Annotated in this window: 25 protein-coding genes and 1 pseudogene; 7 read left to right on the forward strand and 19 right to left on the reverse strand. The window is 71.1% G+C overall.

The genetic code is table 11. From position 1 onward, the window contains the following. Positions 1-19 precede the first annotated feature (19 nt). The 4 genes from ACYVOM_RS08765 to ACYVOM_RS08780 form a co-directional block, all read right to left on the reverse strand. Positions 20-118 (reverse strand): 30S ribosomal protein bS22, encoded by a 99-nt coding sequence (locus tag ACYVOM_RS08765; RefSeq protein WP_012854759.1) that lies wholly within the window; start codon positions 116-118, stop codon positions 20-22. Positions 119-301: 183 nt separating this feature from the next. Then, positions 302-505 carry a helix-turn-helix domain-containing protein gene (locus tag ACYVOM_RS08770; protein WP_460302746.1) on the reverse strand — a complete coding sequence of 68 codons (204 nt, stop codon included), beginning with the start codon at positions 503-505 and terminating at the stop codon, positions 302-304. 110 nt (positions 506-615) lie between these two features. Further along, positions 616-1,395, reverse strand: coding sequence for a phosphatase (locus ACYVOM_RS08775; RefSeq protein WP_460302747.1), 780 nt, complete (start codon positions 1,393-1,395; stop codon positions 616-618). A 29-nt stretch (positions 1,396-1,424) separates the two neighbouring features. Beyond that, on the reverse strand, positions 1,425-2,585 hold the full coding sequence (locus ACYVOM_RS08780) for an acetoin utilization protein AcuC (protein ID WP_460302748.1): 1,161 nt from the start codon (positions 2,583-2,585) through the stop codon (positions 1,425-1,427). Between the two features lie 156 nt (positions 2,586-2,741). On the opposite strand from ACYVOM_RS08780, the gene ACYVOM_RS08785 reads away from it, so the two are divergent. Next, positions 2,742-3,758 (forward strand): alpha/beta hydrolase, encoded by a 1,017-nt coding sequence (locus ACYVOM_RS08785; protein WP_460302749.1) that lies wholly within the window; start codon positions 2,742-2,744, stop codon positions 3,756-3,758. A 144-nt stretch (positions 3,759-3,902) separates the two neighbouring features. On the opposite strand, the gene ACYVOM_RS08790 is transcribed toward ACYVOM_RS08785, so the two are convergent. From ACYVOM_RS08790 to ACYVOM_RS08815, 6 genes are all read right to left on the reverse strand, one after another. Then, positions 3,903-5,087: an ABC transporter permease gene (locus ACYVOM_RS08790; protein ID WP_460302750.1), complete on the reverse strand. Its 1,185-nt coding sequence runs from the start codon at positions 5,085-5,087 to the stop codon at positions 3,903-3,905. After that, a complete protein-coding gene (locus ACYVOM_RS08795; RefSeq protein ID WP_460302751.1) occupies positions 5,084-5,785 on the reverse strand; it encodes an ABC transporter ATP-binding protein in 702 nt (233 codons plus the stop codon). The genes ACYVOM_RS08790 and ACYVOM_RS08795 overlap by 4 nt, the downstream gene beginning before the upstream one ends. Beyond that, positions 5,782-7,110 carry an efflux RND transporter periplasmic adaptor subunit gene (locus tag ACYVOM_RS08800; protein ID WP_460302997.1) on the reverse strand — a complete coding sequence of 443 codons (1,329 nt, stop codon included), beginning with the start codon at positions 7,108-7,110 and terminating at the stop codon, positions 5,782-5,784. The genes ACYVOM_RS08795 and ACYVOM_RS08800 overlap by 4 nt, the downstream gene beginning before the upstream one ends. Before the next feature lie 69 nt (positions 7,111-7,179). Then, positions 7,180-7,974, reverse strand: a complete 795-nt coding sequence (gene proC, locus ACYVOM_RS08805; protein ID WP_460302752.1) for a pyrroline-5-carboxylate reductase — start codon at positions 7,972-7,974, stop codon at positions 7,180-7,182. Between the two features lie 93 nt (positions 7,975-8,067). Continuing rightward, positions 8,068-8,970 carry a proline dehydrogenase family protein gene (locus tag ACYVOM_RS08810; protein WP_460302753.1) on the reverse strand — a complete coding sequence of 301 codons (903 nt, stop codon included), beginning with the start codon at positions 8,968-8,970 and terminating at the stop codon, positions 8,068-8,070. Positions 8,971-9,033: 63 nt separating this feature from the next. Then, a complete protein-coding gene (locus ACYVOM_RS08815) occupies positions 9,034-9,906 on the reverse strand; it encodes a sugar phosphate isomerase/epimerase family protein (RefSeq protein WP_460302754.1) in 873 nt (290 codons plus the stop codon). A 143-nt stretch (positions 9,907-10,049) separates the two neighbouring features. On the opposite strand from ACYVOM_RS08815, the gene ACYVOM_RS08820 reads away from it, so the two are divergent. Together ACYVOM_RS08820 and ACYVOM_RS08825 are read left to right on the forward strand one after the other, a co-directional pair. Then, entirely contained in the window at positions 10,050-10,745 is a 696-nt protein-coding gene (locus ACYVOM_RS08820; RefSeq protein WP_460302998.1) for a class I SAM-dependent methyltransferase, read from the forward strand. A gap of 55 nt (positions 10,746-10,800) precedes the next feature. Further along, positions 10,801-11,835 carry an alpha/beta fold hydrolase gene (locus ACYVOM_RS08825; protein ID WP_460302755.1) on the forward strand — a complete coding sequence of 345 codons (1,035 nt, stop codon included), beginning with the start codon at positions 10,801-10,803 and terminating at the stop codon, positions 11,833-11,835. Between the two features lie 82 nt (positions 11,836-11,917). Here the strand turns inward: ACYVOM_RS08825 and ACYVOM_RS08830 are convergent, their stop codons facing one another. Then, on the reverse strand, positions 11,918-12,625 hold the full coding sequence (locus ACYVOM_RS08830; protein ID WP_460302756.1) for an SDR family NAD(P)-dependent oxidoreductase: 708 nt from the start codon (positions 12,623-12,625) through the stop codon (positions 11,918-11,920). A 39-nt stretch (positions 12,626-12,664) separates the two neighbouring features. Here ACYVOM_RS08830 and ACYVOM_RS08835 point away from each other — a divergent pair, with 39 nt between their 5' ends. Next, positions 12,665-13,042 carry a TetR-like C-terminal domain-containing protein gene (locus tag ACYVOM_RS08835; RefSeq protein WP_460302757.1) on the forward strand — a complete coding sequence of 126 codons (378 nt, stop codon included), beginning with the start codon at positions 12,665-12,667 and terminating at the stop codon, positions 13,040-13,042. A gap of 363 nt (positions 13,043-13,405) precedes the next feature. On the opposite strand, the gene disA is transcribed toward ACYVOM_RS08835, so the two are convergent. The 3 genes from disA to ACYVOM_RS08850 all read right to left on the reverse strand — a co-directional run bounded on the left by disA (position 13,406) and on the right by ACYVOM_RS08850 (position 16,836). Beyond that, positions 13,406-14,476 carry a DNA integrity scanning diadenylate cyclase DisA gene (gene disA / locus ACYVOM_RS08840; RefSeq protein WP_460302758.1) on the reverse strand — a complete coding sequence of 357 codons (1,071 nt, stop codon included), beginning with the start codon at positions 14,474-14,476 and terminating at the stop codon, positions 13,406-13,408. A 193-nt stretch (positions 14,477-14,669) separates the two neighbouring features. Beyond that, a complete protein-coding gene (radA, locus tag ACYVOM_RS08845) occupies positions 14,670-16,064 on the reverse strand; it encodes a DNA repair protein RadA (RefSeq protein WP_460302759.1) in 1,395 nt (464 codons plus the stop codon). Positions 16,065-16,140: 76 nt separating this feature from the next. Continuing rightward, positions 16,141-16,836, reverse strand: coding sequence for a hypothetical protein (locus tag ACYVOM_RS08850; protein WP_460302760.1), 696 nt, complete (start codon positions 16,834-16,836; stop codon positions 16,141-16,143). Positions 16,837-16,903: 67 nt separating this feature from the next. On the opposite strand from ACYVOM_RS08850, the pseudogene ACYVOM_RS08855 reads away from it, so the two are divergent. Then, positions 16,904-17,764, forward strand: a pseudogene (locus tag ACYVOM_RS08855) (HhH-GPD family protein); the annotation flags it as partial. Between the two features lie 385 nt (positions 17,765-18,149). Here ACYVOM_RS08855 and ACYVOM_RS08860 read toward each other — a convergent pair. From ACYVOM_RS08860 to ACYVOM_RS08875, 4 genes are all read right to left on the reverse strand, one after another. Continuing rightward, positions 18,150-20,666 (reverse strand): ATP-dependent Clp protease ATP-binding subunit, encoded by a 2,517-nt coding sequence (locus ACYVOM_RS08860; protein WP_460302761.1) that lies wholly within the window; start codon positions 20,664-20,666, stop codon positions 18,150-18,152. Between the two features lie 271 nt (positions 20,667-20,937). Beyond that, positions 20,938-21,276 carry a histone-like nucleoid-structuring protein Lsr2 gene (locus tag ACYVOM_RS08865; protein WP_460302762.1) on the reverse strand — a complete coding sequence of 113 codons (339 nt, stop codon included), beginning with the start codon at positions 21,274-21,276 and terminating at the stop codon, positions 20,938-20,940. A gap of 442 nt (positions 21,277-21,718) precedes the next feature. Continuing rightward, on the reverse strand, positions 21,719-22,438 hold the full coding sequence (locus ACYVOM_RS08870; protein WP_460302763.1) for an RDD family protein: 720 nt from the start codon (positions 22,436-22,438) through the stop codon (positions 21,719-21,721). 7 nt (positions 22,439-22,445) lie between these two features. Continuing rightward, positions 22,446-22,958, reverse strand: coding sequence for an amino-acid N-acetyltransferase (locus tag ACYVOM_RS08875; RefSeq protein ID WP_460302764.1), 513 nt, complete (start codon positions 22,956-22,958; stop codon positions 22,446-22,448). A gap of 121 nt (positions 22,959-23,079) precedes the next feature. Here ACYVOM_RS08875 and ACYVOM_RS08880 point away from each other — a divergent pair, with 121 nt between their 5' ends. Beyond that, positions 23,080-24,024, forward strand: a complete 945-nt coding sequence (locus ACYVOM_RS08880) for an NlpC/P60 family protein (RefSeq protein ID WP_460302765.1) — start codon at positions 23,080-23,082, stop codon at positions 24,022-24,024. Positions 24,025-24,109: 85 nt separating this feature from the next. Here the strand turns inward: ACYVOM_RS08880 and ACYVOM_RS08885 are convergent, their stop codons facing one another. After that, on the reverse strand, positions 24,110-24,328 hold the full coding sequence (locus tag ACYVOM_RS08885) for a LuxR C-terminal-related transcriptional regulator (protein WP_123670976.1): 219 nt from the start codon (positions 24,326-24,328) through the stop codon (positions 24,110-24,112). A 386-nt stretch (positions 24,329-24,714) separates the two neighbouring features. Here ACYVOM_RS08885 and ACYVOM_RS08890 point away from each other — a divergent pair, with 386 nt between their 5' ends. Further along, entirely contained in the window at positions 24,715-25,692 is a 978-nt protein-coding gene (locus ACYVOM_RS08890; protein WP_460302766.1) for a LacI family DNA-binding transcriptional regulator, read from the forward strand. Positions 25,693-25,705 lie beyond the last annotated feature (13 nt).

Here is a 25,705-nt window from a genome sequence, read left to right on the forward strand (position 1 = left end):
CAGTAGGCGAGCTGCGAACTTACTTCTTGTTGCGGCGCTGAACGCGGGTCTTCTTCAGCAGCTTGCGGTGCTTCTTCTTGGCCATCCGCTTACGACGCTTCTTGATAACGGAACCCACGAAACCTCACTCAGACGATCCCCGGCCATCGCCCGGATGACCGTTGCGGGGTGTGCAGGAAAGGGCCGCTAACAGCGGCCCGCCGCCTAACACTACCGTTGGTCGTCCCTTGAGTAGTACCGGCGGCCTTTCGGCCGCCGGTGTCGATGGTGTTCCCCGTCCCCGTGACCCGGGCCGGCTCGACTACCCGGCCTCGATGTAGGCCTCTCGCAAGTAGTCGTGCACGGCCTGCTCGGGGACCCTGAACGAGCGTCCGACCCGGATGGCCGGAAGCTCGCCCGAGTGCACGAGCCGGTAGACGGTCATCTTGGACACCCGCATCACCGAGGCCACCTCGGCGACGGTCAGGAACCTCACCTCGCTGAGGGGTCGTTCGCCTGAGCCCATGAGTCGCCCTCTCACTACACGTGCCGCGCACCTGCCCTTCGGGTGACTTCGATCACCGCACGTGTTCTTCATCCAGCGTAAATCGCGCACCGCAAGTCGCAAGGGGTTCTTTAGGCCAGCAGGTCCGCGCGGGCCATCAGATAGCGCGTCAAGGGGGTGTAGTGACGGGGGAGCACGAAGTCGTCCAGCGGCACACAGACCTCTATTTTCCCCAGGACATGCCCCGCGAACAGGGCGGGATCGTTGCAGTCGGCGAATCCCACCGTCGAAACGCCCGCCTCACCCGCCGCGCCCGCCCACCCGTGATCGGCGATGACCAGATCCGGCCAATACCGGGATTCGCCTGCGAGGTTTGCCAGCATCGCCTCCATGGGAGCCGAGTGGTGCGTGTGCCGGAGTTCGCCTTCTCCCTCCAGCGCGGCGACGCCCCCGTTGTACCGGATCGTCCTGATCTCCGGGCCGTATCTGCCCTCGTCGGAGAGATAGGACCAGCCTTCGGCGGGCGTCGGCACGGCGCAGCCCGCGGCGCGCAGCGCGTCGGCGAGCGGCACGTACAGGACGTCGAGGAGCGCGCCGGGGTGGCCGGTCGCCAGCAGGACGGTCTCGCCCGCCCGTGCGGCCCTCCCGATCCTGTCCCCCATCGCGTCGAGGGCGTCGAGGGTACGCTCGACGTCGATGGTGTCGTCGCCGTACCAGTGCGACAGGTCGGGGCTCGTCCCGCAGAGGTCGGCCATCATCGCGACGGTCTCCTCGTACGTCCAGGCGCCGAGGTCGAGGCCGAACTGGTAGTACGGGTCGCCCTGGGCCATCTTGCGGAAGTGGCCGAGGTTGTTGTGCCGGGGCGTCGCGACGTCTCCGGCGATGTAGTGGCGCAGCAGGTGCGCGCGCAACTCCTCCCGGGACGGCGCGCCCTCACCCGCTAGAGCGGGAGAAGGCCGTGCTCCGGGAAGACCGCCTTGCGGGTCGCCAGGATCGCCTGGTCTATCGGATTGGCCGGGTCGAAGCCCTCGCCCCACGTCTGCACCTCCACCTGGAAACCATCGGTCATCGCCTTGGGGGCGATCTCTCCGGTGCGCTCCAGCGCGTAGGCCCGCCAGTCCTCGGGACAGGGGGTCCGAGGCGCCAGAGGCCGCCCGGAAGCTTCGGCCAGCAGGTGCGTCCACGCCCGCGGCACCACCCTCACCAACTCGTAGCCGCCGCCCCCCGTCAGCACCCACCGGCCGCCGGCGTGCTCGTGGGCGAGCCGGTGCAGCTCCGCGTAGATCGCGCGCTGGCCGTCGACGGTGAGGGAAAGATGGGCGAGCGGGTCCTGCGCGTGGGTGTCGCAGCCCTGCTGGGTCACCAGGACCTGCGGTCGGAACGCCGCCAAGAGCTGCGGCACGACGCCCTGGAAGGCGCGCATCCAGGCGAGGTCGCCCGTGCCGGGCGGCAGCGCGACGTTCACCGCGCTGCCCTCCGCGCCGGTCTCGTTCGGGAACCCCGTGCCGGGGAACAGCGTCCTGGGCGTCTCGTGCAGGCTGATCGTGAGGACCCTAGGGTCGTCGTAGAAGGCCTTCTGGACGCCGTCGCCGTGGTGCACGTCGACGTCGACGTAGGCGACCCGGTGGGCGCCGTGCTCCAGCAGCCAGGCGATCGCCACGGCAGGGTCGTTGTAGACGCAGAAGCCGGCCGCGCCCTCGGGCATCGCGTGGTGCAGGCCGCCCGCGATGTTGGCCGCGTGCGGGACCTCCCCGTTCCAGACCGCGCGCGCGGCGGCCACCGAGGCCCCGACGACGAGCGCGGACGCCTCGTGCATGCCCTCGAAGACCGGATTGTCGGCGGTGCCGAGGCCGTAGCGGTAGTCGGGCTTCAGGGAGTGCCCCGCGGCCTTGACCGCCTCCATGTAGCCGCGGTCGTGCACGAGCGAGAGGAGACCGTCACCGGCCGAGGTGAACCCGGCGACCTCCACGCCGTCCAGGACGCCGAGCGCCCGGGCGAGCCGCATCGTCAGGTCGACGCGGACCGGATTGAGGGGGTGGGTCGGCCCGAAGTCGTAGGACAGCAGCTTGTCATCCCAGTAGACCCGCAGTTCGCCGCTCATCTTGATCTCTCCGCCGCGTCGTGGACCGCCCGTCGGTCCCACCGTAGCGTGCTATACGGAGAGTTACGTGGAGCGTACCATTTTGACGCTTTTCGTAGGGTAACCCTGTTGTCAGAATGGGTAAGCTTTAACAAACCGGAAACACCTGGGGTGGCCATGGCCGAGGAACTCGTCTCGTCGGTGACCGCGCCGCGCCCCCGCGACGAGCGGTGGGAGTGGCGGCCGAGCGTCCAGAGCCGCGTCCTCGGTGGGGCCCTCCGCCTCACGATGCGGCCTCTCATCCATCATGCGCCCAGCCGGCCCCTGCCCATCAGGGTGGCCCGCCGCGCGCTGGACAGGGCCGCCGCCCTGATGCCGACCGACCGGCGCGTCCGCGTCGAGCGGGTCCGCGACCCGCACCTGCGCACCGGCCACGTCCTGCGGGCCGAGTGGATCATCCCGGACTCCGCCGACGCCCCCGAATCCGGCGCGGTGCTCTACCTGCACGGCGGCGGCTACATCCTGTGCTCCCCGCAGACCCACCGCAGCCTCACCACCCGGGTCGCGCTCGACACCGGCCTGCCCGTCCTCGTCCCGCACTACCGGCTCGCCCCCGAGCACCCCTTCCCCGCCGCCCTCGACGACGCGCTCGCCGCCTACCGGTGGCTGCTGGAACGCGGCCACGACAAGGTCGTCATCATGGGCGACTCCGCGGGCGGACACCTGGCGGCCAGCCTCGCCGGGGAGATCGCCCGGACGGGCCTGCCGGAGCCCGCGGGCGTCGTCCTGTACTCGCCCTGGGTCGACCTGTCGTGCGAGCTGTCCGTGCCCGCCGACAAGGAGGTCAGGGACGCCTTCATCAGCCCGTTCGCCGCGCGGCGCGTCGGCCGGCTCGTCGCCGGGCTGGAGATCGACCCGCGGCTGCACCTGCTCACCGCCGACTGGTCCGCCCTCCCGCCGGTCCTGATCCAGGTCGGCGGCGCCGAGGTCCTGCGCCCCGAGGCCGAGGAACTCGCCCGGCTCCTCACCGCCGCAGGCGGCCGCGTCGACCTCCAGGTCTGGGCCGGCCAGATGCACGTCTTCCAGCTCCTCAACCGCGTCCTGCCGGACGCCGACGAGGCCATGCGCGAGACCGCTGCCTTCATCACCGACGCCCTGGCTGTGCCTTCTTGCCGCGCCTCCGGCGCGGCGTGATCGGGCGCTTGAGATCCCTGGACCGCCCCTCCGGCCCTGGGGGGCCTCCGGGGCAGCCCAGGGGCGCCCGATCACTGGTCCTCCAGGGGGCCTGCGGCGTGCAGGTCGTCCTCTGCGCGGACCCGGAAAGTCGGTCCTTTGCCATCAGTCGGCTCTGAGGGCGATCACCGGGTCCAGGCGACCCGCTCGGCGGGCGGGCATGACGCCGAAGAAGACGCCCACGCCCGCGGAGACGGCGAAGGCCAGGGCCGGAGACCACCAGGCGATCGCGGCGGGGACCGGGGACAGGGCCGCGATCGCGAGGGCGGTCCCCGCGCCGAGGACGATCCCGGTGACGCCGCCCGCCGACGTGAGCAGGACCGCCTCGACCAGGAACTGGCCGAGGATGTCGCGCTGACGGGCGCCGAGCGCCTTGCGCAGCCCGATCTCGCGGGTCCGCTCCCGCACGCTCACCAGCATGATGTTGGAGACCCCCACCCCGCCGACCAGCAGCGAGATCGCCGCGATCGCGGCCAGGACCGCGGTGAGCGCGCCCAGCACCGTGCCGATCGTGCCGAGCAGCTGCGTCTGGGTCACCGCCGAGAACCGCTCGCCCGGATGCGCGTCCTGCAGCGCCCCCACGATCCGCGGCCGGAGCCCGGGCACCGCGTCCGCGTCGGGCGCGCGCACCGCCACGAGGTCCACCCGGGTGACGCCCAGGAGCCGGTGCGCGGCGGTCAGCGGGATCTGCACCTCGGCGTCGCGGGACTGGCCGAAGGTCTGGCCGATCGGCGCGAACACCCCGACGACCCGGAACCGCGCGCCCGCGACCGTCACCTGCCTGCCGATCGGGTCCACGTCGCCGAACAGCCGGGCCGCGGCGTCCGGCCCGAGGACGGCGACGCGCCGCCCCGTCTCCACGTCGATCCCGGACAGGAGCCTGCCCTTGGCCAGCGGCCTGTCGAAGACGCGCGACCCGTTCTCGTCCGCGCCGGTGAGCGTGGTGAACAGCTCGGCGCGGCCGTTGCGGACGCTCTCCCCGGACGTCAGCGTCGCGGTGACGGCGTCCCGGCCCACGACCCCGCGCAGCAGCGCCACGTCCTCGGCGGTCATCCGGTTGACGGTCGCCGCCGTGGTCCCGAGGCCGAACTCGCCGGGCACCACGAAGATGATGTTCGACCCGAGCCCCTCGATCTCCCCCTCGACCATGTCCCGCGCGCCCCCGCCGATCGCGACGAGCACCACCACCGCCCACACCCCGATGACGACGCCGAGCATCGTCAGGAGGCTCCGCATCCGATTCACCCGGAGCGCCTCGAACGCGACCGCGAACAGCTCCCGGGCCCTCACGCCTCCCCCGTCCGCACGTCGGTCTCGATCAGGCCGTCGCGCACGTGGACGCGGCGGGGGGCGCGCTCGGCCACGTCGGGTTCGTGGGTCACGAGGACGACCGCGGCGCCGGTCTCGGCGTTCAGGCGCTCCAGCAGGTCCATCACCTCGTGGCCGGTGCGGGTGTCGAGGTTGCCGGTCGGCTCGTCGGCGAGCACGAGGCGCGGCCCGCCGACCAGCGCCCGCGCGATCGCGACCCGCTGCTGCTCGCCGCCCGACAGCTGGTTGGGCCGGTGCCCGAGCCGGTGGCCCAGCCCGACCGTCTCCAGTGCCGCCGCCGCGCGCTCACGCCGCTCGGCCTTCGCCACGCCGCGGTACGCCAGCGGCATGCCGACGTTGTCCAGCGCGCTGGTGCGGGCCAGAAGGTGGAACGACTGGAAGACGAAGCCGATGTGCGCGTTGCGCAGCTCCGCCAGCTCGTCGGGGGTCAGCCCCGCCACGTCCCGCCCGGCGATGCGCAGCGTCCCGGAGGTCGGCCGGTCGAGCGCGCCGAGCAGATGCATGAGGGTGGACTTGCCCGAGCCCGAAGGGCCGAGGATCGCGGCGTACTCGCCTTCGTCGATCCGCAGGCTCACCCCCTTGAGCGCCTGCACGCTGACGCCGTCCAGCTCATAGGTGCGGGTGACGTCGACGGCCTCCAAGGCGGGCGGCCCGCTCACCCCAGTTCCTGTCCCGCCTCGACGGAGTCGGCCCCTGAGACGACGATGCGATCGCCCTCCTTGAGCCCGGAGACGACCTCGGCCTTCCCGTCGCCCTCCGCGCCGAGCGTCACCGTCCGCCTTACGGCCTTGCCCCCGTCGTCCACCCATACGACGCTGTCCCGGCCGCTGCTGACGACGGCCGCCACCGGGACGACAAGGACGTCGGCCACCTCCCGGACGGTGATCCGGACGACAGCGCTCATCCCCGGCTTCGGCTCGGGTGCCTGAGCCCCGTCGGAGAGCTCTCCTTCGGCCAGTTCGAGCTGCACCTGGTACGTGACGCCGCCTCCGCCGCCCGCCTTGGGCGTCACCCCGACGCTGTAGACCTTCGCCCCGTAGACGGCCTCGGGAAGGGCGTCGAAGTCGGCGGCGGCGGTGCTCCCCCGCGTCACCTTGAGGATGTCGGACTCGTCGATGTCGGCCGACAGGCGCAGCTCCGAGACATCGGTGACGGTGACGACCGCGGCCCCGGACGCCACAGGGGCGCCGACCGCGACGGCCGAGCCGTCGGTGGCCGCTCCGGGTACCGAGAGGCCCCCGGTCAACCCGGAGATCTGCTCGGGCAGGATCCCGGACAGCGCGTCGTTGCTCCCGCCGGAGGGCCCGCCGAGGCTCACCACGCCCGTGAACGGCGCGCGCAGCACGAGCCCGTCCACGGTCCGGCGGGCGGCCTTCACCGCCGCCCGCGTCTGCACCCGGCTCGCCGCGCCGATCGAGGCCAGCGCGGCGGTCACCCCGCCGATGCCCTCGTTCAGCCGGTCCACGGCGGCCTGGGCCGCGCCCGCGGCTGTCGCGTAGTCACCTTCGGCCTTGGTGATCTCGGCGAGCGCCGCCGCGCGCTGCTTCGGATCCTCGATCTTCATCGCGGCCTGGCGGGCCTTCTTGAACCCGCGCTCGGCGATCGCGTCGATCTCGTCCTTGAAACCGGCGATCCCCAGGCCCGCGGGCGGCGCGACCCCGTCGGCGGCGTTCCGGTCGGCCTCCTCGGCCTGGTCGAGCTGCTCCTGGGCCGACGGCGAGAAGATCCGGGCCAGCACCTGGCCCTCCTTGACCCTGTCGCCGTCGCGGACGTGCAGGCGCGCGACGGTCCCGTCGGCGGGGCTGCGCAAGGTGGCGTTCGCCTTGGCCGTCAGCGTGGCCGGGGCCTCGACGGTCTCGGCGACCGCGCCGCGCTCGACCGCGCCGAGCCTGATCCGGGTGCCCGGGTCCCCGTCGTCCGAGCAGCCGCTCAGGGACGCGAGCGCGAGCACGCAGGCCAGCGCCGGGGGGACGAAACGCCGCATCGTCACAAGCGCATGCTAGGGCGGTATGCCCGGCACGTCCGTTGGGTCCCCCGACTTGGGCCCCCTGGATCAGCCGCCGGCGAGTTCCCGGCCCCGGTTGCGGGCCGCCTCGATCGCCTCGAGGACCGCCGCGCGCACCCCGTGCCGCTCCAGCTCGCGGATCGCCGAGATCGTCGTGCCGCCCGGCGAGGTGACGGCCTCGCGCAGCAGGACCGGGTGCTCGCCGGAGTCGCGCAGCATGACCGCCGCGCCGACCGCCGACTGGATCACCATGTCCAGCGCGGCCGCCCGCGGCATCCCCAGCAGGATGCCCGCGTCGACCATCGCCTCGACCAGGTAGTAGAAGTAGGCGGGCCCGGAGCCCGACAGTGCCGTGGCGGCGTCCTGGAGCGACTCGGGGATCCGGGTCACCTTCCCGACCGGCGACAGGAGCTCCTCGGCGAGCCGCAGGTGCTCCTCCGTCGCGTGCGAACCGGCGGAGATGACGCTCATCGCCTCGTCCACCAGCACCGGGGTGTTCGACATGACGCGCACGACCGGCGCGTCGGAGGCGATCCGCTCCTCGATGAAGGCCGAGGTGATGCCCGCGGCCATCGACACCACGAGGGTCGAGGGCGCGACGTGCTCGCCGACCTCGGACAGCAGCGCGCCCATGTCCTGCGGCTTGACCGCCAGCACCAGCACCGACGCCTTGGCCGCGGCCTCGGCGTTGCCCACCGAGCCGACCCCGTAGCGCTCGTGCAGCAGCCGGGCGCGCTCGGGCCGCCGGGCCGTCACGAGCACCTCTTCGGGCTTGCGCCCCGCCCGGAGCAGCCCGGAGAGCAGCGCTTCGCCCATCTTGCCGGTACCGAGTATCGCGATCATCACACACCTGACCTGGTCATGCGCAGTGGGGAGTTAGCCGACGCCCCAGCCTAGTGCGACGCGGGGCCGCCTCCTTCCGCGAGGTGGGCCGCCTCAGGTGGGCGCGCCGCGCAGGAGGTGCCAGAGGTCGGCGGGATGCTCGGCCATCCGGCGCATGACGTACGGGTACCAGTTGCCTCCGTAGGGCACATAGACGCGCATCCGGGCGCCCGTGTCCACGAGGCGCCTCTGCTCGTCCTCACGGACGCCGTAGAACATCTGGTACTCGAACGAGTCGTACGACCTGTCGTGGATGACCCGCAGGGCGTCCACGATCTCCAGCAGCCGAGGGTCGTGCGTGGCGATCATCGGGTAGCCCTCCCCCGCCATGAGGACGCGCAGGCACCGGACGAAGGACTTGTCCACCTCGTCCCGGTCGGTGAAGGAGACCTCGGCGGGGGCCGGGAAGGAGCCCTTGCAGAGGCGGACCCGGGACTCGCCGTGCGAGTACTCCGCGCAGTACTCCTCCGACCTGCGCAGCGACGACTGGACGACGATCCCCGTCAGCGGGTACCCGAACCGGAGCCGATCGACGACGCGCAGGGTCGCCTCGACCTTGTCGTGCTCCTCCATGTCGAGGGTGACGGTCGTGCCCGCGTTGGCCGCCGCCTCGCAGATCCGCTCCGCGCACGCGTAGGCGAGCCCCTCGTCGAACCCGACGCCCAGGGCCGTCAGCCGCAAGGACACGTCCGCGCCTTCGGGAAGCTCCTCCAGCAGCCGCTCATAGGCCCGGACCGTCGTCTCGGCCTCGTCCCGGTCGGTGACCTCATCGCCGAGGCGGTCGATGGACACCAGCATGCCCTCGCTGCGCAGCACCCGGGCCGCCAGCAGCACCTCGCCGACCGTCTGGCCCGCCACGTAGCGGCCCGCGGCGGCCTGCGCCGACGGCATCCGTTCGACGGCCTTGCGCAACGGCCCGCCCCTGCGCGAGGCCGACTGCAGTGTCCGGCGCAGCATCGGGACCCCTCCCCCCGTGTCGCGACTCCCCCCGATCCAGACTAAGCCGAGGTCGGGACGGCCTCAGCGGCCGGGCTGGCGGGAGACCTCCCCGGAGGCCGAGACCTCCCAGGTGCGGCTCGCCGCCAGGTGCAGCCGCGCGAACGCCAGCGCCTCGGCCAGGTCCTCGACCCGCTCAGAACGCGAGGTCACCTTGCGGGTGTTGACCTCCAGCACCACATGGCCCTGGTAGCCCTGGAGGGCCAGGCGCTCCAGCATCTCCCCGCAGGGCTGGGAGCCCCGGCCGGGAACGAGGTGCTCGTCCTTGTTGGGGATGCCGACGCCGTCGGCCAGGTGGAGGTGGCGCAGCCGCTCGCCGAACTTGTCGGCCATCGCCATCGAATCGCTGCCCGAGACCGCGGTGTGCGACATGTCCAAGGTCAGGTGGGGGTAGTCGTAGCCGCTGGGATCCCAGTGCGGGGAGTACATGCCCAGCTCGGTGCCTCGGGCCTTGGCCGGGAACATGTTCTCGACGGCGAAGATCACGTCGGTCTCGTCCTGCATCCGGGCGAGGCCCACCTCGAACTCGCGGGCGTACTCGCGCTGCCAGCGGAAAGGCGGGTGCACCACGACGACCTCGGCCCCGAGCTGCTCGGCGATGTCCTTCGAGCGCATCAGCTTCACCCACGGATCCCTGCCCCACACCATCTGGGTGAAGATCAGGCACGGCGCGTGGATCGACTTGATCGGCATCTGGTGGTACTCCGACAGGCGCCGCAGCACGTTCAGGTCCTGCGAGGCCGCGTCGAGGGTCACCATCACCTCGACGCCGTCGTAACCCAGCCAGGCGGCGGTCTCGAAGGCGCTCGGTACCTTCTCCGGGTAGACCGAGGCCGTCGAGAGCGTGATCGGGGCGTCCGGAACCCTGATCGACTTGGCTATGTCGTTACGGGACAAGGCTGCGCCTCCCTGGCCGTTCCTGGCACTGAAAGCCTATGCGCTTTCTCGGGCGGAAGCGCGCAGCCGTGGCGCGAAGCACAGGAGCCGCCCGCGACGCCCCTGCCAGGGTGTCCGCAGGCGCGGTTACCCTCGGTGGCGTGATGGAGATCGCCGCGGGCGCCGTCCCGAGCCCCAACATCTGGAACACGCCCCAGACCTACGAGATCGAGAACCGGGCCGTCGACCCCGATGGGCTGCTGGCCGAGGCGATGTGGCGGATCCGGCCCTGGGCCGGGGCTACGGTCCTCGACCTCGGCTGCGGCACGGGCTTCCACCTGCCGTTCTTCGCCGAGCGGGCGGGCCGGGTCGTCGGCGTCGAACCGCATTCCGGCCTCGTCTCGGGGGCCCGGCGGCGCACGGCGGGGCTCGGCAACGTCGCGGTCCGGCCCGGCTCGGCCCAGGCGATCCCGCTGCCGGACGCGTCGGTGGACGTCGTGCACGCACGGTGGGCGTACTTCTTCGGGCCCGGCTGCGAACCCGGCCTGCGCGAGGTGAACCGGGTGCTGCGCCGCGGCGGCACCGCCTTCGTGATCGACAACGACGCCACCCGCTCGACCTTCGGCGGCTGGTTCCGGCAGTGGCTCCCCTCCTACGATCCCGAGGCCGTCGAGCGGTTCTGGGTCCGCCAGGGGTTCTCCCGCGAGCCGCTGCTCATCCGCTGGTCGTTCGGCTCGCGCGCGGATCTGGCCGCCGTCCTGGGCATCGAGTTCCCGGCCGAATTGGCCTCCCGCTTCCTGGCGGAGACGCCGGGCCTGGAGGTGGACTACGCGGTCAACCTCTGGCACCGGGGATACTGAGCGCTTCCCATTGCTGGACAAGATGTATAACAATGCGGAAAGAGGAGGTCGATCCATGAGCCGTCGCACCCTGATGTGGGCCACCGCCCTCGGCGCCGTCGCCGCCGGAGCGTCCGCCGCGGGCACCGCGGTCCAGCGGCACGCCGCCCGCCGCCTTGCGCTGCGCCCCGACCCGTACGCCGGAGAGCCGCTCGGCGGCCGGCGCGGCACACCCGTCCGGGTCACCGCGGACGACGGGACCGTCCTGCACGCCGAGGTCGACAACCCCGACCGCGAGGACGTCGCGATCGTCTTCTGCCACGGCTGGACCCTCACCGGCGGCTCCTGGCACTTCCAGCGCGAGGCCCTGCGCGACGCGGGCCGGATCGTCGTCTGGGACCACCGCGGCCACGGCAGGTCCGAATCGGCCGCGCACGGCACCTACGGGCTGCCCCAGCTCGCCCACGACCTGCGCGCGGTGATCGACGCGACCGTCCCCGCGCACACCCCCGTCGTCCTCGTCGGCCACTCCATGGGCGGCATGACGATCATGCGCTTCGCGGACACCTACCCCGAGCTGATCGGCTCGCGCGTCAAGGGCGCGGCCCTGGTCTGCACGTCCAGCGGCGGGCTCGGCGAGGCGACCCTGGGGCTTCCGGCGGCCCTGGCCCGGGTCGGCCGGCGCGTCCTGCCCACCGGCCTGCGCGCGGCCACCCCGCGTGTCCTGCCCTTCGAGCCGCTGCGCAAGCGCGGCCGTACGGCGTCCCTGCTCATCGAGGACTTCCTGGCGTTCGGCCCCGACGCGAGCCCCACGGCGGTGCGCTTCGCCGAGGAGATGATGGCCGCGACCCGCCTCGACGCCCTCACCGGCTTCCTCCACTCGATGATCACCACCCCGGAGATCTCCCCCTGCGCCCCCCTGGCCGACATCGAGACCCTCATCGTCGCCGCCGAGAACGACCGTCTCACCCCCGTCGAGCACAGCCTTACCATCGCCACGAAGTGCCCCAAGGCCCGCCTCGAGGTCATCCCCACCGCAGGCCACATGGCCATGCTGGAGCGCCCCACCTCCCTCTCCGACCACCTCCACGACCTCCTCACCCGCATCTGACCCACCCCGCGAACGACGGATGCCTCGGATCCGCGCAACCACGAGCCAGCCGCGCCCGAGCCGCGAGACGGCCGCGCCCGGGTTATGCGAACCAGCGGGCTGGCGGCCGAGCGCTGACGGTGGCCCGACCGTCGCGGCGGGCCGGGGTGGGCGGGCCGAAGGGCTTCGCGGGGGAAGGCCACCCCGTGAGGGCCTCGGACGCCTCCCAGAGGCGGCGTGCGGTCTCCGCGTCGCGCGCCTTCGCCGAGCGGCCGACCGGCTTCGGAGCGCCGCGGCCCTCCAGGAAGCCGCTCGGGCCCGCGTAGGCGTCGCCTGGAAGGTCGGCCGCGGCCGCGTAGAGCGTCGGCAGGGCGCCGTCCTCGTCGCTCTGCCCGAGCCTCCGGGTCACCGCCTTGGCGATGCGGTCACGAGCGGGCCGCGGGCGGTCGGACCGCAGCAGGTTCGTGTCCGCCATGCCCGGGTGCGCGGCGGTCGCGATCACCGGTGCGCCGGCTTCGGCGAGACGCCTCTGGAGCTCCGAAGTGAACAGCAGGTTCGCGAGCTTGGACTGCCCGTAAGCGGTGATCGCCCGGTACGTCCTGCGCTCCCAGTTGAGGTCCGAAAAGTCGATCGAGCCCCACCTGTGGCCGTTGGAGGAGACCGTGACGACCCGTTCCCGGATCCGCGGCAGGAGCAGGTTGGTAAGCGCGAAGTGCCCCAGGTGGTCGGTCCCGAACTGGAGCTCGAAGCCGTCGGCGGTGCGGGAGAAGGGCGGGACCATCACGCCCGCGTTGTTGATCAGCAGGTCCACGGGCTAGGCGAGACGGGCTTCGGCCGGCTGGACACGGCGTTGCGCACCGCGCTGGCGGCCGCGAAGGGGAGTTTCCCCGCACGCGTGCAGGCCGTCATGACGGCCTATGTCCGCTTCGCGACCGAGAACGCCGCGCTGGTCGAACTCATGTACACCGGCAAGCACCGGCCGGGCGCGACCCGGATCGTCAAGGCGGCCGAGGCCCCGTTCGGCCTCCTGAACGAACCGGTCGTCCAGGGCCAGCGCCAGGGCGCGCTCCAGTCAGGCGACCCGGAGCGGATCGGCGTCGTCCTCTTCGCGACCCTCCAAGGCATCGCCTCGCTCATCAACGGCGACTTCGTCGGACCCGACCGCCTCGACGACCTCGTCGAAACCGCCGTCGACCAGTTCCTCCACGGCACCGGCCCCCGCCCCTGACCCCGACCGCCACCCCCACCCGCCCGACCTCTCCGCCGACCCCGACCCACGCCGGAACACCAAGCGGCGCTCCTTAACCGATCGACTAGCCGCGCGACCCCGACCGGCCCCACCTGATCGACCGCTCCCCACGGCCCCGTACGTCCGGAACACCGAGCGGCGTTCCCCGATCGATCGACCGGGTGCCCGTGCCGACTGGGCGGCACGGGGCATCGTAGGGCTCGGTGAACTCTTCGGCGGGCTCCGCGCGGCCGGGGACGACGAGGCTTCACGGCGCCGGCGGGCGCCCGAAGGCGCCGCGCGCTCCTCGCCCGCACGTGTGTGCGCCGGGCGCGAATCACCCCGTGGGGCGCGGGGGGGCGGCTAGACGTAGCGTTCCAGGATGCTGGATTCGGCGAGGCGGGAGAGGCCCTCGCGGACGGAGCGGGCCCGGGACTCGCCCACTCCGCCGACGGCCTGGAGATCGTCGGTGGTGGCGGCGAGAAGCTTCTGGAGGGCGCCGAAATGCTCGACGAGGCGCTCCACGACCGTGTTGGGCAGGCGCGGCACCTTGGCGAGGAGCCGGTAGCCCTTGGGGCTGACGGGCAGGTCGAGGGCGTCGGAGCCGGTGAAGTCCATCGTGCGGGCGACGTCGCCGAGGTCGATGAGGTCGGCGGCGATGAGCGCGTCGAGCGCGTCGAGGACCTCGGCGACCGGCCGCTGGCTGGGCCGGTAGTCCCGGATGATCAGCTCCCGCTCCTCCTCGACCCCGGAGACGAGCTCGTCGAGCTGCAGCGACAGCAGCCGCCCATCGGTGCCGAGCTCGACGACGTAGCCCTCGATCTCGTCGGCGATCCGGCGCACCATCTCCAGCCGTTGCACGACCGCGGTCACGTCCCGGACGGTGACGAGATCCTCGATCTCCAACGCCGACAGGGTGCCGGAGACCTCGTCGAGCCGCAGCTTGTAGCGCTCAAGGGTGGCGAGCGCCTGGTTGGCCTTGGACAGGATCGCCGCGGAGTCCTCGAGGACATAGCGTCCGTCGAGGTACAGCGCGATGATCCGCATCGACTGGCTGACCGTGATGACCGGGTGGCCGGTCTGTTTGGCGACCCGCTCGGCGGTGCGGTGCCGGGTGCCTGACTCCTCGGTGGGGATCGCCGGATCGGGCACGAGGTGCACCGCGGCCCGGACGATCCTGGTGCACGAGGAGTCCACCACGATCGCGCCGTCCATCTTGGCGAGCTCGCGCAGCCGGGTCGCGGAGAACTCCACGTCCAGCTCGAACCCGCCGGTGCACAGCTCCTGCACCAGCCTGTCGTATCCGAGCACGATCAGGCCGCCGGTGTGGCCGCGCAGGATGCGCTCCAGCCCATCGCGCAACTGTGTCCCCGGAGCCACCGCGCCCAGGGTCGTACGGCGTCGGTCGTCGACGGTCTTCTCTGTTGCTGGCACTGGACCCCCGCAGGTCGCCTGTCGTCAGAGGGGACGCGGCGGGACCGGAAGATCTCCACCGTTCTGCGCCCCTGGGAAGAGATTCGGGCGAAGACAGTTTACCGAGAACCCCTTCTCCGTTCGATCGGACGTGGTAGCCCCCCGGCTGGTTCCCTTTCTTCCGAAAATGGTGGGCATCGAATCCACATCGTGATCATGGCGCGGTGAACGCAACCCGGGTGGCCTCGGCGAGGGTGTCCACCTCGATCACCTTCATACCCTCGAACTCGACCGCGCCCAACTCCCGCAGGGGCCCGCGTTTGCCCAGCTCCAGGGCCCCCCTCGGCACGATCGCGCTGCGGAAGCCCAGCCGCGCGGCCTCACTCAGCCGCCGCTGCGCCCCCGGCACCGCCCGCACCTCCCCGGCGAGCCCCACCTCCCCGACGGCGATCAGCGTCGGCGACAGCGGCTGCTCCGAGCTCGATCCGGCGACGGCCAGCGCCACCGCGAGGTCCACCGAGGTCTCGCTGAGCCTGACCCCGCCCACGGTCGAGACGTAGACGTCCTTCTCGTGCATCTTCATCCGCGCCCGCTGCTGGAGCACCGCGAGGACCATCGCCACCCGGGTGGAGTCCAACCCGGACGTGGCGCGGCGCGGCGATGGCAGGAAGCTCGGGCCGACCAGCGCCTGCACCTCGGCCACCAGGGGCCGCCTGCCCTCCAGCGTCACGGTCACGCAGGTGCCCGGCACCGGCTCCTCCCGGCGGGTGAGGAAGAGCCCGCTCGGGTCGGCCAGGCCCACGATGCCGACCTCGGACAGATCGAAGCAGCCCAGCTCGTCCGTCGGGCCGTAGCGGTTCTTCACGGCCCGGATCATCCGGAGCCTGCTGTGCCGGTCTCCCTCGAAGTACAGGACGACGTCCACCAGGTGCTCCAGCAGCCGCGGCCCCGCGATCGCCCCCTCCTTGGTGACGTGGCCGACGAGCACCGTGGTGATCGCGCGTTCCTTGGCGACCCGGATCAGGTTGGCCGTGACCTCCCGGATCTGGGTGACCCCGCCCGGCGCCCCGTCCGCCTCGGCCGACCCGATCGTCTGGATGGAGTCGACGATGAGCAGGTTCGGCCGCACCATCTCCACGTGGCCGAGCAGCGCCCCCAGATCCGTCTCCGCCGCGAGGTACAGCCGCTCGGTGATCGCCCCGACCCGATCGGCCCGCAACCGCACCTGCTCGGCCGACTCCTCGCCCGTCACATAGAGCACCGCCCCCTGGCCCGCCGCCAGAGCCGCGACCTCCAGCAGCAGCGTGGACTTGCCGATGCCCGGCTCGCCCGCCATCAGCACCACCGCGCCCGGCACCAGGCCGCCGCCGAGCACCCGGTCGAGTTCCTCCATGCCGGTCGCCCTGGCGGCCGAGCTGCGCACGTCGACCTCGCCGATCGGCCGCGCGGGCGCACTGACGGGCCCCGCCGCCACCACCCGTGGCGGCGCCGCCCCGCCGGCCTCCCCGACGGTGCCCCACGCCTGGCACTCACCGCACCGGCCGACCCACTTCGCGGTCTGCCACCCGCACTCGCCGCACCTGTACGCGGTCTTCACTGCCTTGGCCATGCCACAGACCTTAGGCCGATCCGCCGACACTTTCCGGCGGCCCTGTGGACAACCCCGCAGGACCGTCCGATCGCCCTCAGGGCGGCGCCAGCAGCGTGAACGTCTGCTTGGGCGCCTTCACCCCGCGCCCGGCCGCGCGCACGGTGTACTCGCCGAACGAGACCTTGTCCTGTGCCGCCGCGCATCCGCTGGAGCTGCGTCGGCGGTTCCACTCGAACGCCGTCTCATACGGGATGCCGCGGCGCAGCAGCTGGATCGACGAGCCGGCCCAGGCGGGGCAGTGCGCCGACGACCAGATCTTGTACGGCCCCGTGGTGATCCGCGCGACGAACCGCTCGGCCCCCACGTCGAAGGTGCAGTCCATCGCTCCGGTGTTGACCACGGTCACTCGGAAGGACGGCCGCTCCCCGGGCCGGAACTGCGGCTTCGTCGGCGTGATGTTCGCCACCACGCTGTCCTTGGCGCAGACGTCCCCTGGCCTGCGCGGCGCCGCCACGGTGGCGGTGACCGTCGCGGTGTGGGTGACCGTCGGCAGGGCGAACGGGTCGGCCGCGCTCGGACTCCCGCCCGCCGTGGGGCTCGGCGTGGAACCGCTCGGCGACGGACCCGCCGACCCGACCCCCGCGGCCTTGCGCACAGGGGCGTCCTCGCCCATGCAGCTCCAGGCCAGCCCCCCGACGACGAGCAGCACCGCGCCCAGCGCGATCGCCCTGCGCTTCCAGTACGCGTCGGCGTATCCCTCATCCTCGTAACCCGGTGTGCCCGAATCCATGCCGACAGTATGCTTTTTGGATCTTCGGCGCGCCGTGCGACACGCGCACCCCCTAAGCTGGCGGGCGATGCCGACCGAACCGATTCTCGCCTGGTATGCCGTCCACGCCCGTGATCTGCCGTGGCGCGCACCCTCCGCCTCACCCTGGTCGATCCTGGTGAGCGAGCTGATGCTCCAGCAGACGCCCGTCAACCGGGTCCTGCCCGTCTGGGCCGCCTGGATGGAGCGCTGGCCGACCCCCGCGAGCCTGGCCGCCGAGCCGTCCGGTGAGGCCGTCCGCGCCTGGGGGCGGCTCGGCTACCCGCGCCGCGCCCTGCGGCTGCACTCCTGCGCCGTCGCGATCACCGAACGGCATGGCGGCCAGGTGCCTTCCGACCACGCCGAACTCCTCGCCCTTCCCGGCGTCGGCGCCTACACGGCGGCGGCCGTCGCCAGCTTCGCCTTCCGCCAGCGGCACGCCGTCCTGGACACCAACGTCCGCCGGGTCCTCGCCCGGTTGAGGTCCGGCCAGGAGCACCCGCCGAAGTCCCAGACGACGGGCGAGCTCCGCCTCGCCGAATCGCTCCTGCCGGCGGACGCCGAGACCGCCGCCACCTGGGCGGTGGCCGTCATGGAACTCGGCGCGCTGATCTGCACCGCCCGCTCCCCGCGCTGCGCCGACTGCCCGGTGATCTCCCAGTGCGCCTGGTACAAAGCAGGCAAACCGGCCTGGGACGGCCCACCCCGCCGCGGCCAGACCTACGCCGGAACCGACCGGCAGTGCCGCGGAAGGCTCCTGGCCGTCCTGCGGGAGGCCTCCCACCCGGTCGAGAAGCCTGCCCTCGACATCGTCTGGTCGGACGCCGTGCAACGCGAGCGCGCCCTCGACGGCCTCATCGCCGACGGCCTCGTCGACCCCCTCGACGACGGCCGCTACGCCCTGCCCGGCTTCTCCGGAACACCCGCGCCGGAACAGCTCGTGTCCCAGGGCCCGCCGCCCCGCCCGGCACCGAACGACCACCCCTGAGACACCGCCGGTTCCGGGAAGCGCCGCCAGGCACGGCCCAAACACCGCCGATTCCCAGGGAACGCCGCCAAGCGCAGCCTCAGACACCCCGATGTCCAGGGAGCGCCGCCCAGGCGCGGAGCGTCACGTGATCGGGCTCCCTGGGGCTGCCCCGTAGGCCCCCAGGGCCGGAGGGGCAGCCCCAGGCTCGCGAGAGCCCGATCACCAGCCCGCCCGTAGGCCCCCAGGGCCGGAGGGCGGGCAGACAGACACAGCCGAAGGGCCCGCGTCCCCCGAAGGGTGGCGGGCCCATGGCTCAGGACGTGTCTCAGTCCTTGTTGAGGTTCAGCGGAGAGGCCTCCTCGATCGCCGCGACGTCCGGAACGGACGACGGCTTCGGCATGCCCTTGAACGTGAACTTGGCGTTCTCGCCCGTGCCCTCGGTGTCGACCACGACGATCTGGCCGGCCTTGAGGTCGCCGTAGAGGATCTTCTCGGACAGGGCGTCCTCGATCTCCCGCTGGATGGTCCGGCGCAGCGGCCGGGCGCCCAGCACGGGGTCGTAGCCACGCTCGGCCAGCAGGTCCTTCGCGGACTGCTTGAGCTCGATGCCCATGTCGCGGTCGCGCAGGCGCTCGTCCAGGCGGGCGACCATGAGGTCGACGATCTGGATGATCTCCTTCGGCGTGAGCTGGTGGAAGACCACGATGTCGTCGACGCGGTTGAGGAACTCGGGACGGAAGTGCGTCTTGAGCTCTTCGCCGACCTTCGCCTTCATCCGCTCGTAGTCGCCCTTGGCGTCGTCCGCGCGGCCGAAGCCGATCGACAGGCCCTTGGAGATGTCCCGGGTGCCGAGGTTGGTCGTCATGATGATGACGGTGTTCTTGAAGTCGACGACCCGGCCCTGGGCGTCGGTCAGGCGACCGTCCTCCAGGATCTGCAGCAGCGAGTTGAAGATGTCCGGGTGGGCCTTCTCGATCTCGTCGAACAGGACCACCGAGAACGGCTTGCGCCGCACCTTCTCGGTCAGCTGGCCGCCCTCCTCGTACCCGACGTAGCCGGGCGGGGAGCCGAACAGCCGCGAGACGGTGTGCTTCTCCATGTACTCGGACATGTCGAGCGAGATGAGCGCGTCCTCGTCGCCGAACAGGAACTCCGCGACGGTCTTGGACAGCTCGGTCTTACCGACACCGGACGGACCGGCGAAGATGAACGAGCCACCGGGACGCTTGGGGTCCTTCAGGCCCGCACGGGTACGCCGGATCGACTGGGACAGCGCCCTGATGGCGTCCTCCTGGCCGATGACGCGCCGGTGCAGCTCGTCCTCCATGCGCAGCAGCCGCGCGGACTCCTCCTCGGTCAGCTTGAAGACCGGGATGCCGGTGGCGGTCGCCAGGACCTCGGCGATGAGCTCCTCGGTGACCTCGGCGACGACGTCCATGTCGCCGGCCTTCCACTCCTTCTCGCGCTGCGCCTTGGCGGCCAGGAGCTGCTTCTCCTTGTCGCGCAGGGCGGCGGCCTTCTCGAAGTCCTGCGCGTCGATCGCGCTCTCCTTCTCGCGGCGCACGTCTGCGATCTTCTCGTCGTACTCGCGCAGGTCCGGCGGCGCGGTCATGCGGCGGATGCGCATCCGCGAGCCGGCCTCGTCGATGAGGTCGATCGCCTTGTCCGGCAGGAACCGGTCGGAGATGTAGCGGTCGGCGAGCTGCGCCGCCGCCACCAGGGCGCCGTCGGTGATCGAGACGCGGTGGTGCGCCTCGTACCGGTCGCGCAGGCCCTTGAGGATCTCGATGGTGTGCGACAGGGACGGCTCGGCCACCTGGATGGGCTGGAAGCGCCGCTCCAGGGCCGCGTCCTTCTCCAGGTACTTGCGGTACTCGTCCAGCGTCGTGGCGCCGATGGTCTGCAGCTCGCCGCGGGCCAGCATCGGCTTGAGGATGCTGGCGGCGTCGATCGCGCCCTCGGCGGCACCCGCGCCCACGAGCGTGTGCAGCTCGTCGATGAACAGGATGATGTCGCCGCGGGTGCGGATCTCCTTCAGCACCTTCTTCAGGCGCTCCTCGAAGTCACCGCGGTAACGCGAACCGGCGACCAGCGCGCCCAGGTCGAGCGTGTAGAGCTGCTTGTCCTTCAGCGTCTCGGGCACCTCGCCCTTGACGATCTTCTGGGACAGGCCCTCGACGACGGCGGTCTTGCCGACGCCCGGCTCGCCGATCAGCACGGGGTTGTTCTTGGTGCGGCGGGACAGCACCTGCATGACCCGCTCGATCTCCTTGTCCCGGCCGATGACCGGGTCGAGCTTGCCTTCGCGGGCGGCCTGGGTCAGGTTGCGGCCGAACTGGTCCAGCACGAGCGAGGTGGAGGGAGCGGACTCCGTCGCGGTGCCGGTCGCCGTCGCCTCCTTCCCCTGGTAGCCGTGCAGCAGCTGGATGACCTGCTGGCGGACCCGGTTCAGATCGGCGCCCAGCTTCACCAGGACCTGGGCGGCGACGCCCTCGCCCTCGCGGATCAGGCCGAGCAGGATGTGCTCGGTGCCGATGTAGTTGTGGCCGAGCTGCAGCGCCTCACGCAGCGACAGCTCCAGCACCTTCTTGGCGCGCGGGGTGAAGGGGATGTGCCCCGACGGCGCCTGCTGACCCTGGCCGATGATCTCCTCGACCTGCTGGCGCACGGCTTCGAGACTGATCCCCAGGCTCTCAAGGGCCTTGGCGGCGACACCTTCACCCTCATGGATCAAGCCAAGGAGGATGTGCTCGGTGCCGATGTAGTTGTGGTTGAGCATCCTGGCCTCTTCTTGGGCCAGGACGACCACCCGCCGTGCACGGTCGGTGAACCTTTCGAACATCTCGTCGCTCCCTCACACCGCCCCGCAGGAGGTCTTCAGGTGAAGGCCTTCCCAGTGCTGGGGCTGTTCATCCTCATCCAACTACCGACTGAGCGTGCCGTGTTCCCGATACGCCACAGGCGAACGACCTATTGGGGCTCTCCTCCCACGAGTACCCCTGGAGACGCGCAGTTTCCCGCTCCCGTCGGCACTTTCCGATACGCCACAAGCGAACGGCCCGGCTCCGCGCAGGGCGGATCGGGCCGTTCGCTCGTATCTGGTGCGACGTGCGTCAGTGGGCGGCGTCGTACTGCTCCACCACCGAGGCGGGAATGCGGCCACGCTCGTTGACCTTGATGCCCTGGCCCTTGGCCCAGGCCCGGATGTCGGCGCTGCGCTCACGGTTGGAGGCGCCGCGCTTGGCCGGGCCCGTGCCGCGGCCACCTCGCTTGGCGGAGCCGGCGCGGCGGGAGTGCTCGACGAACGCGTTGAGCGAGTCCCGCAGCTTCTTGGCGTTCTCGGCGCTCAGGTCGATCTCATAGGCCGCGCCATCGAGCGAGAACGACACGGTCTCGTCCGCCGCGCCGCCGTCGAGATCGTCGACCAGACGAACAATAGTTTCGCGTGCCATGGGGCTGGCCTTTCAGCAATCGGTAGAGCCGGGGCACACGAGTCGGACACCGATAGGTCGCGCACCGATCGGGCGAGCCCGGCGATAGTTCATTCGGTTGACAAAGATATACCCGACGACTGCCGATGACAATTCAGCGCCCCTCAGAGTTTTCGCTCCCACGATGTGACGGACCGTAATCGGCCCGGATTCCAACGGAAGATTCATGTCGAGGCCATGTCGAGCGACAAGTCGATCATGGATTCCCACCCGAATCCAACGCAGATGCCACCTTTAACCCATCCCCGAGGCCCCCGCACGCGCCCACACGAGATATACCCGTAGATAAGGGTGAGAATTGCTTGATCCCCCCAGGACGCAACGAAGGCCGCCCGGTTCATGCACCCGGACGGCCCTCGCTGTGATGAGCATCTCCCCTTTGAGGGGTCGTTATGGCCTGACCCTATGGCCACTCCGCCCGGTCATCTACCACGACAGTCCCGGCGTATCGGTCATGGATCGACTGGAAGAGCGGCCTGTCCCAGACGGACCAGGCGTAGGCCATGAAGACGCCGGCGGCCGCGACGAACATCAAGAAGATGAAGAACGACCACACCCGCACGCCGAGGAGCAGGAACAGAAAAATGCCCAGCATGTAGCCGAGATTGTTGATCGCGGCCCGGTACACGGCCGTGGTGATGGGCAGCGTTCCGCCCGCCGGGTCGGCGAGTACGACGCGCAGTCCGATCTGCCGTTTGCCCAGGGTACGGCCCCAGACGGCCAACTGGACCGCCTCGTACAGGAACGGGATGACCGCGACGACGATGAAAGTCGTCCACAGGACCGGGGTCGACCAGACCCCGTCCTCTTCCTTGTTCACTCCGATCGAGGCGAGGACGATCGGGAACAGCACCGCGAAACCGCCGGCCCACACGAGTCCGGCGTCGATCAGCCGGGCCAGGGCGCGCGGGCGGAATGACGCGAGAGGAAGGCTCTCGGCCGGATGCGGGCCCGCCGGCCGCGGCTGCTCATACTGCGGCTGCGGCGAAGGGCCGCCGCGGGACTGCGCCGGATCCTGAAATCCCGGCCGTCCTTGATTTCCGGATCCCTGTGCGGGCCGGCCATGGGGAGGGGGAGACCCAAATCCTCCTCCAGGACCATACGGGTTGGGGGGTCCACTCATGATGACGTCATTCCTCCAAGCGAAGCAGCATCCGGGTGTTGCCCAGGGTGTTCGGCTTCACCCGATCCAGATCGAGGAACTCCGCGACGCCGTCGTCATAGGAGCGCAGCAGCTCTTCATAGACGTCGTGCTGCACCGGCGTGCCCTGGATCTCGGTGAAGCCGTGGCGCGCGAAGAAGTCCACTTCGAAGGTCAGGCAGAAAACCCGCCGGACGCCGAGATCCCGGGCGGTCTCCAGCAGCCGCTCGACGATCTGGTGCCCGATGCCGAGCCCCCTGCATTCGGGGTTGATTGCGACGGTCCGCACCTCGGCGAGGTCCTCCCACATCACATGCAGGGCACCGCAGCCGATGACTCCGCCGTTTCCGGGGGCATCCGCCACCCAGAACTCCTGCATGTCCTCATAGAGCTTGACCGTGCTCTTCTGAAGGAGGCGGCGTCCCTGCCCGCCATAGGTGTCGACCAGACTCCGGATAGCACGGACATCGGGCGTACGCGCCCGCCGGATCGTCAACTCCATAGTGAGCCCGAGACTATCCGCAGCGCCGGGTTTTCGCCGACCCGTACGAGGTTCCGGTTGGCACCGACCCTGGTTTTCGTTAGTCTCCTCGACCGAGCCCCAGGGGCAGGAGAGGAAGACCGTGAAGCACGCCCGAAGCCGTCTGGTCGCCGTCACCTGCGGCCTGCTCGTCTCCTCCGTCCTCGTCGTCCCCGGCACCGCGCACGCCGAGCCCGACCCTATGCAGAAGATCGAGGCCATCCACGAGGAGCTCGAGACCGTCAGCGAGGAGATCAACGGTCTCAAGGTCAAGCTGAAGCAGGCCGAGCGCGCCGCGAAGGTCGCCCGGGAGAACGCCGAGCGGCAGCAGAAGGCCATGAAGGGCGCCGCCGAACGCGTCACCAGCCTGGCGGCCACCAGCTACATGACGGGCGGCACGTCCGACCAGGCGTTCCTGCTGGCGACGTCGAACGACCCGCAGGCGTTCCTCGACCAGAGCGCCACCCTCAGCTACTTCGCCAACCAGGACGGCACGCGCGTCATGACGCTGCTGTCGGCGATGCAGTCGGCGAACCGCGCGCAGAAGTCCGCCGACGACCGGGCGAAGCAGGTCCGGGATCTGAAGAAACAGCTCACCGACCGGCAGGACGACCTCAAGGACCAGTACACCAAGATCCGCGACAAGATCGTCCGCGAGGACCCGGGCAAGGTCGTCGACATCCCGCCGGTGCCGGGCGCGGGCAAGGCCGCCGAGGCCCTGCGGTACGCGCTGGGCCAGCTAGGCAAGCCGTACGTCTGGGGCGCCGCCGGGCCGAGCTCCTACGACTGCTCGGGCCTGGTCATGTGGGCCTACCGCCAGGTCGGCATCAGCCTCCCGCACTACACGGGCAGCCAGTGGAGCGCCGGCACCCACATCTCCGAGGGCGACCTCCAGCCGGGAGACCTCGTCTTCTTCTACAGCGATCTTCACCACGTCGGCCTGTACCTCGGCGACGGCCAGATGGTCCACGCCCCGCAGACGGGCGACGTCGTGAAGATCGCGCCCATCGCGGGACGGCCCTACGCGGGCGCGGTTCGCATCGCCTGAGCCGGCGCTCCGGCGCCGGGCGGAAGGACTCCCGGCAAGGCACCGCCCGCGGGAACGGAGGGGTTCCCACGGGCGGGCCGGCGGATCAGATGAGCTGCCTGCGTGCCGCCCAGACGACGGCCTCGATGGGGGTGTTGACGTCGAGTCGGTCGCAGATCGTCCGGAGCCTGCGGCGCAGGGTCCGGGCGCTCAGCTCAAGCTTGCGCGCCGCGACGTCGGCGGTGACTCCACTGGCGATCTGGGCGAGCAACTTCAGTTCGTCCTCGCTCAGCCGAGGTTCGTCGAACGCCCTGCGTGCGAGCATGGCCTGTTCCACTCCATTCCTCCCTCGTCGATGGTGCGACCGCGGGGGCGCAGCCGGACGGCTGCACGGGCAATGGTTCTCGGTCTCGGTTGTCTGCGGTGGCCGGACTCGGCCGATGCGTCGTTTGCGGGCCGTTCGCGGGGAACTGTGAGTAACGTCGGCTTGAGAGAGGGGACATCGGTTGCAGCCTTCCCCTTCCCGCTCCGTGAATCGTTTCAAGGTCCCTACGGTCCGGAACGCTAGGCGGCCGGATCTGGACCGTCAAGGTCCCAAAGAGCGCTAAAAGTGATCATCCCGCCACGTCCCGTGCCGTCTCTGGCGGCCTCGCGCGAACGATATGGCGTTAACCTGCGAGAACACGTCCCGTACCGGAGGGGAGTGGGCTGATGCGAGCAAGTATTCGTGAGGTGGCGCGACGTGCGGGAGTCTCAGTTGGGACCGTTTCGAATGTCCTAAACCGGCCAGAACAGGTGGCCGAAGCGACCAGAGTCCGGGTGCTCGCCGCGATCGAGGAGCTCGGATTCGTCCGCAACGAGGCGGCCCGCGCGCTCCGCAAGGGCTCGGGACGAACACTCGGAGTGCTCGTCGAGGACATCGCCAACCCCTACTTCACCGACGTCGCACGCGGCGCTGAGGCCGCACTGAACGAGAGCGGCTTCGACGTCCTGTGGTGCACCAGCGACGGCTCCCCGGAGAAGGAGCGGCGGTGCGTCGACTTCCTTGAGGAGCAGGGCGTCTCAGGGCTCATCGTGACCCCCGTGGGGCTCGACGCGCGCCGGATAGGGCGGCTGCGCGCCCACGGCGTCTCCGTCGTGCTCATCGACCGGAAGATCCCCGGCGCGGGCGCCTGCACGGTCGGCGTCGACCATGTCGAGGGAGGGCGCCTCGCGGCCGAGCACCTCACCGCGATCGGCCGGCACGACCTCGCCTTCATCACCGCCGAGCCCGAGACGCCCCCGCTGCGCCAGCGCCGCGCCGGGGCCCTGCGCGCCCTGGCCAGGGCAGGACACGCCGCGCCGCTGACCCTCGCCGAGCCCGCCCCGACGACGGAAGCGGGCCGACACGCCGCGCAGCGCCTCATGGAGTTTGGAACGCTCCCCGACGGCGTCCTGTGCGCGAACGACCTCATGGCCATCGGCGTCGTCAACGAACTCGTGCGGGGCGGGGTGAAGATCCCCCAGGAGGTAGCCGTGATCGGCTACGACGACATCGCGCTCGCCGCCACGGCGGTGGTGCCCCTGACGACGGTGCGCCAGCCCCGCCGCGACCTCGGAAGGATCGCGACGGAACTGGCGCTCGCCGGGGCCGAAGGCCGCAACATCACGCTCGCGCCGGACCTGGTGATCCGGGACTCGGCCTCATGAACCGGCCGAGGGG

This window comes from Actinocorallia aurea, assembly GCF_054783995.1.